This is a genomic window from Xanthomonas sp. NCPPB 3200 (genome assembly GCF_056393585.1).
Genome location: NZ_CM150785.1, coordinates 4,795,755 through 4,807,500, shown reverse-complemented (window position 1 = coordinate 4,807,500; position 11,746 = coordinate 4,795,755). Strand labels below are relative to the sequence as shown.

The 11,746-nt window shown below is 61.1% G+C and carries 6 protein-coding genes, 1 tRNA gene and 2 rRNA genes (1 of these 9 running past the window's edge); 7 read left to right on the top strand and 2 right to left on the bottom strand.

What is annotated here, in order from left to right; genetic code table 11:
• From AC06DU_RS20730 to AC06DU_RS20705, 6 genes are all read left to right on the top strand, one after another.
• Positions 1 to 18, top strand: a tRNA-Ile gene (locus tag AC06DU_RS20730) (it extends 59 nt beyond the left edge of the window).
• A 227-nt stretch (positions 19 to 245) separates the two neighbouring features.
• A 23S ribosomal RNA gene (locus tag AC06DU_RS20725) occupies positions 246 to 3,126 on the top strand.
• Positions 3,127 to 3,238: 112 nt separating this feature from the next.
• Positions 3,239 to 3,353, top strand: a 5S ribosomal RNA gene (rrf, locus tag AC06DU_RS20720).
• A 257-nt stretch (positions 3,354 to 3,610) separates the two neighbouring features.
• A complete protein-coding gene (gene mutM, locus AC06DU_RS20715; RefSeq protein WP_102252934.1) occupies positions 3,611 to 4,426 on the top strand; it encodes a bifunctional DNA-formamidopyrimidine glycosylase/DNA-(apurinic or apyrimidinic site) lyase in 816 nt (271 codons plus the stop codon).
• 184 nt (positions 4,427 to 4,610) lie between these two features.
• On the top strand, positions 4,611 to 5,714 hold the full coding sequence (locus tag AC06DU_RS20710) for a DUF4380 domain-containing protein (protein ID WP_478203121.1): 1,104 nt from the start codon (positions 4,611 to 4,613) through the stop codon (positions 5,712 to 5,714).
• Between the two features lie 68 nt (positions 5,715 to 5,782).
• Positions 5,783 to 7,384: an OpgD/OpgG family glucan biosynthesis protein gene (locus tag AC06DU_RS20705; RefSeq protein WP_478203120.1), complete on the top strand. Its 1,602-nt coding sequence runs from the start codon at positions 5,783 to 5,785 to the stop codon at positions 7,382 to 7,384.
• 147 nt (positions 7,385 to 7,531) lie between these two features.
• Here AC06DU_RS20705 and AC06DU_RS20700 read toward each other — a convergent pair whose 3' ends face one another.
• A complete protein-coding gene (locus tag AC06DU_RS20700) occupies positions 7,532 to 8,776 on the bottom strand; it encodes a GAF domain-containing sensor histidine kinase (RefSeq protein ID WP_024937659.1) in 1,245 nt (414 codons plus the stop codon).
• A gap of 206 nt (positions 8,777 to 8,982) precedes the next feature.
• On the bottom strand, positions 8,983 to 9,648 hold the full coding sequence (locus AC06DU_RS20695; RefSeq protein WP_024937658.1) for a thymidine kinase: 666 nt from the start codon (positions 9,646 to 9,648) through the stop codon (positions 8,983 to 8,985).
• Between the two features lie 113 nt (positions 9,649 to 9,761).
• Here AC06DU_RS20695 and rep point away from each other — a divergent pair, with 113 nt between their 5' ends.
• Positions 9,762 to 11,738, top strand: coding sequence for a DNA helicase Rep (gene rep / locus AC06DU_RS20690; RefSeq protein ID WP_024937657.1), 1,977 nt, complete (start codon positions 9,762 to 9,764; stop codon positions 11,736 to 11,738).
• Positions 11,739 to 11,746: the final 8 nt, after the last annotated feature.

Here is an 11,746-nt window from a genome sequence, read left to right as displayed (position 1 = left end):
GTCTACCCAGACCCACCACTCTGAATGTAGTGCACACTTAAGAATTTATATGGATCAGCGTTGAGGCTGATACATGTTCTTTTATAACTTGTGACGTAGCGAGCGTTTGAGATATCTATCTAAACGTGTCGTTGAGGCTAAGGCGGGGACTTCGAGTCCCTAAATAATTGAGTCGTATGTTCGCGTTGGTGGCTTTGTACCCCACACAACACGGCATGTAGCTCCGAGGCAACTTGGGGTTATATGGTCAAGCGAATAAGCGCACACGGTGGATGCCTAGGCGGTCAGAGGCGATGAAGGACGTGGTAGCCTGCGAAAAGTGTCGGGGAGCTGGCAACAAGCTTTGATCCGGCAATATCCGAATGGGGAAACCCACTGCTTCGGCAGTATCCTGCAGTGAATTCATAGCTGCTGGAAGCGAACCCGGTGAACTGAAATATCTAAGTAACCGGAGGAAAAGAAATCAACCGAGATTCCCTAAGTAGTGACGAGCGAACGGGGAGCAGCCCTTAAGCTGGAATGGCTTTAGAAAAACAATCTGGAAAGATTGGCCATAGAAGGTGATAGCCCTGTATTTAAAAGGGCCACTCCAGTGAAGACGAGTAGGGCGGGGCACGTGAAACCCTGTCTGAATATGGGGGGACCATCCTCCAAGGCTAAATACTCCTGACCGACCGATAGTGAACCAGTACCGTGAGGGAAAGGCGAAAAGAACCCCGGAGAGGGGAGTGAAATAGATCCTGAAACCGTGTGCGTACAAGCAGTAGGAGCTCGCAAGAGTGACTGCGTACCTTTTGTATAATGGGTCAGCGACTTACTGTTCGTGGCAAGCTTAACCGTATAGGGGAGGCGAAGGGAAACCGAGTCTGATAAGGGCGCATAGTCGCGGGCAGTAGACCCGAAACCGGGTGATCTAGTCATGGCCAGGGTGAAGGTGCCGTAACAGGTACTGGAGGCCCGAACCCACGTCTGTTGCAAAAGACGGGGATGAGCTGTGATTAGGAGTGAAAAGCTAATCGAACCCGGAGATAGCTGGTTCTCCTCGAAAGCTATTTAGGTAGCGCCTCGGACGAATACTACTGGGGGTAGAGCACTGTTATGGCTAGGGGGTCATCGCGACTTACCAAACCATTGCAAACTCCGAATACCAGTACGTACTATCCGGGAGACACACGGCGGGTGCTAACGTCCGTCGTGAAAAGGGAAACAACCCAGACCCACAGCTAAGGTCCCAAATTTACTGCTAAGTGGAAAACGATGTGGAAAGGCATAGACAGCCAGGAGGTTGGCTTAGAAGCAGCCACCCTTTAAAGAAAGCGTAATAGCTCACTGGTCGAGTCGGTCTGCGCGGAAGATTTAACGGGGCTAAGCAGTGAACCGAAGCTTGGGGTGCATAAAACTTGTTTTATGCGCGGTAGAGGAGCGTTCCGTAAGCCTGCGAAGGTGGATTGAGAAGTCTGCTGGAGGTATCGGAAGTGCGAATGCTGACATGAGTAACGATAATGCGGGTGAAAAGCCCGCACGCCGAAAGCCCAAGGTTTCCTTGCGCAACGTTAATCGACGCAGGGTTAGTCGGTCCCTAAGGCGAGGGCGAAAGCCGTAGTCGATGGGAAGCAGGTTAATATTCCTGCACCTCGCGTGAGTGCGATGGAGGGACGGAGAAGGTTAGGTGTACCGGGCGTTGGTTGTCCCGGGGAAAGGCGGTAGGTTTGGATCTTTGGCAAATCCGGGATCCTTTAAGACCGAGCACCGAGACGAGCCTTTATGGCGAAGTCACTGATACCACGCTTCCAGGAAAAGCTCCTAAGCTTCAGCTCACGAAGACCGTACCGTAAACCGACACAGGTGGGTAGGATGAGAATTCTCAGGCGCTTGAGAGAACTCGGGTGAAGGAACTAGGCAACATGGCACCGTAACTTCGGGAGAAGGTGCACCCTTTTTGGTGGCTCATGCGAGCTATAGCTGAAGAGGGTCGCAGAAACCAGGCCGCTGCGACTGTTTATCAAAAACACAGCACTCTGCAAACACGAAAGTGGACGTATAGGGTGTGACGCCTGCCCGGTGCTGGAAGGTTAATTGATGGGGTCAGCCGCAAGGCGAAGCTCTTGATCGAAGCCCCAGTAAACGGCGGCCGTAACTATAACGGTCCTAAGGTAGCGAAATTCCTTGTCGGGTAAGTTCCGACCTGCACGAATGGCGTAACGACAGCGGCGCTGTCTCCACCCGAGACTCAGTGAAATTGAAATCGCTGTGAAGATGCAGCGTTCCCGTGGCAAGACGGAAAGACCCCGTGAACCTTTACTATAGCTTTACACTGAACGTTGAGTTCGTCTGTGTAGGATAGGTGGGAGGCTATGAAACTGTGGCGCTAGCTGCAGTGGAGCCATCCTTGAAATACCACCCTGTCGTGCTTGACGTTCTAACCTAGATCCGTTATCCGGATCAGGGACCGTGTATGGTGGGTAGTTTGACTGGGGCGGTCTCCTCCTAAAGAGTAACGGAGGAGCACGAAGGTACGCTCAGCGCGGTCGGACATCGCGCACTGTGTGCAAAGGCATAAGCGTGCTTGACTGCAAGATCGACGGATCAAGCAGGTACGAAAGTAGGTCTTAGTGATCCGGTGGTTCTGTATGGAAGGGCCATCGCTCAACGGATAAAAGGTACTCCGGGGATAACAGGCTGATACCGCCCAAGAGTTCATATCGACGGCGGTGTTTGGCACCTCGATGTCGGCTCATCACATCCTGGGGCTGTAGTCGGTCCCAAGGGTATGGCTGTTCGCCATTTAAAGTGGTACGCGAGCTGGGTTCAGAACGTCGTGAGACAGTTCGGTCCCTATCTGCCATGGGCGTTGGAAGTTTGAGAGGGGCTGCTCCTAGTACGAGAGGACCGGAGTGGACGAACCTCTGGTGTTCCGGTTGTCACGCCAGTGGCATTGCCGGGTAGCTATGTTCGGAAGCGATAACCGCTGAAAGCATCTAAGCGGGAAGCGCGCCTCAAGATGAGACTTCCCGGGGCACAAGCCCCCTAAAGGAACCATATAGACTATGTGGTTGATAGGTCAGGTGTGTAAGTACAGCAATGTATTGAGCTAACTGATACTAATGATCCGTGCGGCTTGACCATATAACCTCAAGTTGCCTTGGTCCCAACGAACGTTGGTAGATCACCAAACGCAAGCTACGTCACAAGTTACCTATGCGAGACGAGCGCTATCAAGCGCTGCTCCAACCGTCTCCCTGGTGAAATTAGCGCTGTGGAACCACCCGATCCCATCCCGAACTCGGAAGTGAAACGCAGCTGCGCCGATGGTAGTGTGGCTCAAGCCATGCGAGAGTAGGTCATCGCCAGGGGCTTTACCCGAAACCCTCAGTCCAACAGGACTGAGGGTTTCTTTTTGTGCGAAATTTAAGACAACTGGCTAAAGCCAGAGCCAAAGCCAGAGCCAGAGCTGAAGCCGAGTAGCGCCAGGGCAATCGGGCACTCGGACGCTCCACTGGCGCAATCGAGCATCGTAACGAGACTGGGGCGACGAGCTGGATTTACTGCCGTTGGCCACCATATTGAATCGGTGTCGGCGCATCGCCGGCCTGGCCAATTGGAGACCTGCATGCCCGAGCTGCCCGAAGTCGAAACCACCTTGCGTGGACTGGCTCCGCATCTGGTCGGCCAACGCATCCATGGCGTCATCTTGCGACGCCCCGACCTGCGCTGGCCCATCCCCGAGCAGATCGAACGCTTGTTGCCCGGCGCGACCATCACCGATGTGCGTCGCCGTGCCAAATACCTGTTGATCGATACCGATGCCGGCGGCAGCGCGCTGCTGCATCTTGGAATGTCCGGAAGTCTGCGCGTCTTACCCGGCGATACCCCGCCGCGGGCGCACGATCATGTGGATATCAGCCTGGAAAATGGCCGTGTCCTGCGTTTCAACGATCCGCGTCGGTTTGGTTGCCTGTTGTGGCAAAACGATACGCACGTACACGATCTGCTGGCGGCACTTGGCCCGGAACCATTATCGAATGCATTTACTGGCGATTATCTGCATGCACTGGCGAATGGCCGGCGCGCGGCAGTGAAAACCTTTCTGATGGATCAGGCGGTCGTTGTCGGCGTGGGAAATATCTATGCGGCAGAAAGCCTGCATCGCGCCGGAATCAGCCCATTACGCGAAGCGGGCAAAGTGTCATTGGACCGTTACCGGCGCCTGGCCACGGCAGTGAAAGACATCCTCGGTTACGCCATCCAGCGCGGCGGTACCACGCTGCGCGATTTCATCAGCCCGGACGGGGCGCCCGGTTACTTCGAGCAGGAACTCACGGTGTATGGGCGTGAGGGTGAAACCTGCAAGCAGTGTGGACGTGTGTTGAAACACGCCACGATCGGGCAACGTGCGACGGTGTGGTGCAGCAGTTGCCAACGTTGAACGCCGGCCACGTGACCCACGCTGATCGAAACACCAACCTCCAGTTCTGGATCAGTGACGGCAGCTGGCCAGTAGCTCTCGGATAACAGCAAACGGCGCGCGTGGAGTCGCAGTGGCCGATTGCTTGATGGTGCGTTGCCGTGCATCGCGCCACAATCGTGACGTCCTGCGATTGGAGTCGTCCATGCCTGCCTCACTGCGCTACTTTATGCCGATCATGCTTGTGGGTGCATCAGCGTTGCCGCTGGCAACAAGCGCATGCGCGGATGAGCTTGCGTCCAGCACCAAACCCGCAGTTGAGCGCATCCAGTTGCACAACGGGGTTGTTGAATTCAGTGCCACGCCCGCGTTCGGTGGGCGCGTGCTGTCTTTCAATTTGCGTGGATACCCCAACGTGTTGAAGACCGGCGAGGCGGTTGATCAGCAGCCCGCGCCAAAAGTGTCCGCGACTGCAGGCGATATCCCGTACCTCGGCCACGATGTCTGGGTAGGGCCGCAGAGTCAGTGGTGGGTGCATCAACAGGTCAACCCGACGCGCAAGGCGGCCACCGCGGTCTGGCCACCGGATCCGTATCTGTCGTTGGCAACCACTCGTGCAGTCACACGTAGTGGCGATCACCTGATCCTGGAAGGTGTGCCCAGTCCGGTCACCGGCGTGCAGCTACGCAAGCGCGTGGCTCTTTCATCCACGCGTGCCGATACCGTGGAGGTGGAAGCAATCGCTCGGAATATTCGCAAGGAGCCGATCGCCTGGGATCTGTGGTTCAACACGCGGGTCGCGGCGAGCACGCGTGTATTCGTACCGGTTGCCGACGCGGCAGACATTCGCCTCCAGCCGCCGACCGAGGCCGGCACGGTTGCGCCGGCCTACCGGCATCACGGCGGCGTGTTTGCATTGCGTGCCGATGCACGTCAGGACGGGCTGATTCAGCGTGGCAAGGTGTTGTTGCAGCCTTCGGCAGGCTGGATGGCAGGCTTTGCGGGCGACCAGGTGCTGGTGATCCGCTTTGCGCACCAGCCGCTGTCCGCCATCCATCCGGAGCAAGGGCAGGTGGAGCTGTATCTGGACGCGCCGCCGCAGCATCCCGAGCGCGGGCTGCTCGAAATGGAAGTGCACGCGCCGTACCGGCAGCTGGCGCCGGGCGAGCGCATGCAGGCGAACGAGCAATGGACCTTGCTGCGCTATACCGGACCCGACGTGCAGCAGGCGCAACACCAGTTCCTGTGCAGCAAGGCGCAGGAGCTGCAGCTGACCAATGCGTGCGCGCCTTCGTCTCAGGCGCCCTGACCTCCGCATTCACCTCCGTGCCGAGCTGTGGCTATGATGGCGGCCATTCCCTGAGCAGACCGATGCGCATGCAACGACGCCACTTCCTGAAGAATGCCGCCGCCGCATTGGCCGCGCTCGGTTTGCCGGCGCTGCCGCAGTGGGCGTTGGCGGCCAAGGCCGTTGGACTGCGTCGCCTGGGGCAGCCGCAGCCGTTCGACTATGGCTGGCTCAAGGGGCAGGCGCGTGCATTGGCCACGGCGCCTTACAAGAGCCATAAGCAGCTGCTCCCGGCGTCGTTGGAGGCGTTGAACTGGGATCAATACCAGTCGATCCGCTACCGCCAGGACCATGCGCTGTGGGCCGACGGCAACGGCAAGTTCCAGGCGAAGTTCTTCCATCTGGGGCTGTATTTCCACACCCCCGTGCACATCTACGACATCGTCGACGGCAAGGCGCAGCAACTTGCCTACGACCCGGCGGCGTTCGATTACGGCAGCAGCGGGCTGGGCGGCAAGCAGTTGCCCAAGGACCTGGGCTTTGCCGGGTTCCGTCTCAATACGCGCAAGGACACCGATCGTGATTTCTCGGCCTTCCTGGGCGCGAGCTATTTCCGCGCGGTCGGCAAGGAAGGCCAGTACGGGCAGTCGGCGCGCGGGCTGGCGATCGACACCGGCACCGGCGGGCCGGAGGAGTTTCCGGACTTCATTGCCTATTACCTGGAGCAGCCGGCCGACGATTCGAACACCGTGGTGGTGTACGGGCTGCTGGATTCGCCCAGCGTTGCCGGTGCGTATCGCTTTGCCATCACCAATGGCGAGGTGCTGGTGATGGAGATCGACAGCGCGCTCTACCCGCGCAAGACCATCGAGCGATTGGGGATCGGTCCGTGCACCAGCATGTACCAGGTCGGCGAAAACGATCGCCGCATGGACTGGGACTGGCGGCCGGAAATCCACGACACCGATGGCCTGGCGATGTGGACCGGCGGCGGCGAGTGGATCTGGCGGCCGTTGTGCAATCCGCCGCAGCTGCGCTTCAACATGTTCGTCGATGAGAATCCGCGCGGATTCGGCCTGCTGCAGCGCGATCGCAACTTCGACCACTACCAGGACGACGGCGTGTTCTACGAGAAGCGCCCCTGCCTGTGGGTGGAACCCAAGAACGGCTGGGGCAAGGGCTCGGTGCAGTTGGTCGAGATCCCGACCGTGGACGAGACCTTCGACAACATCGTGGCGTTCTGGAATCCGCAGGACAAGCCGCAGCCGGGGCAAGAGTTGCTGATGGGGTACCGGTTGTATTGGGGCGCGCATCCGCCGGCCAGCTCGCCGCTGGCGCATTGCGTGGCCACGCGCACCGGCCTGGGCGGCATCGTCGGGCAGAAGCGCAGCCATTTCTCGTGGCGGTTTGCGGTGGATTTTGCCGGGGGCGAACTGGCTGCGTTGGCCAAGGACCCCAAAGCCAAGGTCGAGGCCATCCTCCAGGTGTCGCGTGGCAGCACCGAGATCGTGTCGGCGCGTCCGCTGCATGAGCTCAAGGGCTATCGGGCGATGTTCGACCTGGTGCCGCCGGATGACAGCACCCGGCAGATCGATATCCGCCTGTTCCTGCGCGCCAACGGCAAGCCGCTGACCGAAACCTGGCTGTACCAGTGGACGCCGCCACCGGCGAGCGAGCGCAAGATCTACTAGCGCACAGGGACGTCGCGCGACCTATACGAGACGCGATTGGCAGGCAGGTGCGGATGGCGCAGTGACGACAGGCCGCCGATTTCGAATGTCGAGCGCGGCTGCGTTGCAGCCGCACAGTCGCCGATGCGGCGCCCAGGCGCCTCGGACTCAGGCCGACGTCGAGCTGTTGACCAACTGCATGCGCGCACGCGGGCGCACGCAGGCCAGGTCCACCCGGAAGCAGGTGCCGTCCTTGCCGCTGAGGATGCGTAGTTCGCCCTGATGGGCCCGGGCGATCTGGGCGGCCATGTGCAGGCCCAGATCCACTTCGGGCAAGGCGCGTCCGCCGGTGTGTACGTGGGTGGAGGCCTGCAGCACGTCGAGCCGGCGTGGATCGATCCCGTCCAGATTGCAGACCTCGATGCGCAGGCGGCCCTGCTCGGTGACCGCGACCGCCTTGATCAGCGAACTCTGTTGCCCCTGCACCACGGCGTTGATCATCAGGCTGCCGAACATCTGTGCCAGGCGCACCGCATCGCCATGCACCGGCTCGTCGATGGCCACATGCGTGGACAGCACCTGGTTCGGATACGCGGCGCGGGTTTCGTCGACGACCTGCGACAAGGCATCGAGCAGGTCGCTGCCGTTGCCGTAGTCCAGTTGCAGCCAGTCGCGTTCGATACCGCGCGCGAAATCGTTGGCGAAGTCGATCAGTTCTTCCATGCGCCGCAGGCTGCGCTGCATCGACCGGATCGCGCCGCCCTGGCGCTGGTTGAGCGGGTCGATTGCCAGCATGTCCACCACCGCATGCATGGACTGCAGCGGGTTGCGCAGATCGTGGCCAAGGATGCCGATGAATTCTTCGCGCAGGCGCGCGGAGGCGCCGATACGCCCCAGTTCGCTGCGTGCGCGCCGCGATTCCTGCGCGCTCTCTTCGGCGCGTTGTTCGGCCTGGATCTGCGCTGCCAGCAGTTGCGCCAGCAGCTCGACCTTTTCCACCATCGGCGCGTCCATGACGCGCGGCAACGGGTCCAGCGCGCACAAGGTGCCGAACACGCTGCCGTCGTCGAACTTGATCGGCACCGACACATAGCTCTCGAAGCCGTACAGCCGCGGCGTGGGGTGGTCGCGGAAGACCGGGTGCTCGGAGGCATGGCCGAACCACAACGCGTTGCCCTGGGTACGCACGCTGTCGCAGAAGGTGGTGACCAGGGGCAGCTCGTCGCCGGGCGCCAGGCCGAACGACAGCTCGTCGCGGACCTGGCAGGTGATCCAGCGCGTATCGGTCACGCGCGCAACAGCCGCAAACCCCATGCCGGTCAGACGGGTGAGAATGGTCAGGACATCCGGGACCGACGATAGCCGGCCAACACGCGCGATATCTGCGCGTAACTCGGGAGGAAGCGGACCCATGAATTGCCTCCCGACAAGTGGATGGTCGCCAGTTTACAGGACTGTGGTTGCGCCTGGTTGCGCGCGGATCGCTGCAACGGCACCGCAACGATACGCCTGTTGATGTGTAGCGGAAATGCAGCGGCGATCGAATGCCTGCAGGGGTTTAGCGGCGCATCACACGTGCATACCGGCGCAGCGCGTCGACAGCGTTTCGGCTGAATTCTTCAGCCCGTCCCCGTTCCGGTTTCCCTGTCCGACGAGCCCGCAGGCGGCAGCGGCAACGCGATCTGCAGCGGGTCGATGCGGCCTTCGCCACGCATGATCTTCTTGAACTCGGCGCGGCTGACCGACACGTAGCGCTCGTTGCCGCCGATCTCCACCTGCGGGCCGTCCTGCACCGCGTGGCCTTGCGCATCCACGCGCACGGTCATGGTGGCCTTGCTGCCGCTGTGGCAGATGGTCTTGATCTCCTCCAGCTCGTCGGCCCAGGCCAGCAGGAACTGGCTGCCCTCGAACAGCTCGCCACGGAAGTCGGTCCGCAGGCCGTAGCACAGCACCGGGATGCGCAGGCGGTCGACCACCTCGCTCAACTGCCAGACCTGGCCACGGTTGAGGAACTGCGCCTCGTCCACCAGCACGCAATGCAGCGCGCCTTCGGCCTGGATGTCGCGTTCGATCAGTTGCTGCAACTCGGTGCCGCGATCGAAGGTGCGCCCGTCCGCGCGCAGGCCGATCCGCGAGGCCACCACGCCGCTGCCGGCGCGGTGATCGAGCTTGGGCGTGAGGATCAAGGTGCGCATGCCGCGTTCGCGGTAGTTGTGCGCCGACTGCAGCAAGGTGGTGGTCTTGCCGGCATTCATTGCCGAATAGTAGAAGTAGAGCTTGGCCATCGGTGGATTTTACCGGGCCGGGCGGCCGGCGGTGACAGCCATCTGCATGAACCGACGGCGCAGGCCTGCCCGGCGCGGCGCCGGTACAATGGCCTGCTCTGTTGGAAACCTCTATGCACGGTCTCAATCCCCCGCAAAGCGCCGCAGTGCTGCACTGCGAAGGTCCCTTGTTGGTGCTGGCCGGTGCCGGCAGCGGCAAGACGCGCGTGATCGTGGAGAAGATCGCGCACCTGATCGCCACCGGCCGCTATCCGGCCAAGCGCATCGCCGCGATCACCTTCACCAACAAGTCGGCCAAGGAAATGCGCGAGCGTGTGGCCAAGCGCATCCGTGGCGATGGCGCCGATGGCCTGACCATCTGTACCTTCCACGCGCTGGGGCTGAAGTTCCTGCAGATCGAGCACGCCGCTGCCGGCTTGAAGCGCGGCTTTTCGATCTTCGATTCCGACGATGCCGCTGCCCAGATCAAGGACCTGATGCACGGCGCCAAGCCCGATGCGATCGAAGATGCCAAGAATCTGATCTCGCGCGCCAAGAACGCCGGCCTGTCACCCGAACAGGCGATGGCGGCGGCACGCAGCAACCGCGAAAAGGAAGCCGCCAGCCTCTACGAGCGCTACCAGGCGCGGCTGACCACCTTCAACGCAGTGGACTTCGACGACCTGATCCGCCTGCCGGTGCAGATCCTGGAGGCCAACGAAGAGATCGTGATGGGCTGGCGCGAGCGCATCGGCTACTTGCTGGTGGACGAGTGCCAGGACACCAACGATGCGCAGTACCGGCTGCTGAAAATGCTGGCCGGGCCGCGCGGCAACTTCACCTGCGTGGGCGACGACGATCAGAGCATCTACGCCTGGCGTGGTGCCAATCCGGAAAACCTGCAGCAGATGGGGCGTGATTATCCGGCACTGGAAATCATCAAGCTGGAACAGAATTACCGCTGCTCCAACCGCGTGCTGCGTGCGGCCAATGCCTTGATCGCGCACAACCCGCACGAGCACTTGAAGACCCTGTGGAGCGATCAGGCCGACGGCGAGCGCATCCGCGTGTGGGAATGCCGCGACAGCGAGCACGAAGCGGAAAAGGTCGCCGCCGAGATCTCGTTCCTGGGTACCGCCAAGCAGGTGCCGTGGAGCGATTTCTGCATCCTGTTTCGCGGCAATTTCCAATCGCGGCCACTGGAAAAGGCGCTGCAGCTGCTGCGCGTGCCGTATCACCTGACCGGCGGCACTGCGTTTCTGGAGCGGCAGGAGGTCAAGGACGTGCTGTCGTGGTTGCGGCTGATCGTCAACCCCGAAGATGACGCGGCGTTTTTGCGCGCGGTGCAGTCGCCCAAGCGCGAGGTCGGTGCGACCTCGCTGGCGCGGCTGGCCGAGCTTGCCAGTGCGAAGTCGGTGCCGATGTCGCGCGCGGCCGAGTCGATGGGCGCGCTGCAGCACCTGCCGCCGCGTGCGGCCAATGGCCTGAGTGCGTTCACCGATATCCTGCGCGATATGCGCGAGCATTCGGCCAGGCTGCCGGCGGGGGAGCTGGTACGCATGCTGGCCGACAAATCCGGCCTGCTCAACGACCTGCGCAACCAGTCCAAGGACGAAACCGGCTTCCAGCGGCGCAAGCGCAATCTGGACGAGTTGGCCGAGTGGTTCGAAGGCGGCCCGCGTGGTGCAAGTGCCAGCGATCTGGCCGCGCAGCTGGCGTTGTTGTCGCGCAACGACAAGGACGATGGCGGCAACCAGGTACGCATGATGACCATGCACGCGTCCAAGGGCCTGGAATTTCGTTATGTGTTCATCGTCGGCTGCGAGGACGGCGTGCTGCCGCATGAAGTGAGCCTGGAAGAAGGCAACCTGCAGGAAGAGCGCCGGCTGCTGTATGTGGGCATCACCCGTGCCAAGGAGCAGCTGTGGATGAGCCACAGCAAATTGACGCGCAAGTTCGGCGAGCATGTGCGGCTCAAGCCCAGCCGCTTCTTCGACGAGATCCCGGCCGAAGAATTGCAGCGCGACGGCGCCGACCCAGTGGCCGATGCCGAGCGCAAGAAAGAGCGCGCCAGTGCGGGCTTGGCGGCGATCCAGGCATTGTTCGACTAGCGGTTGTT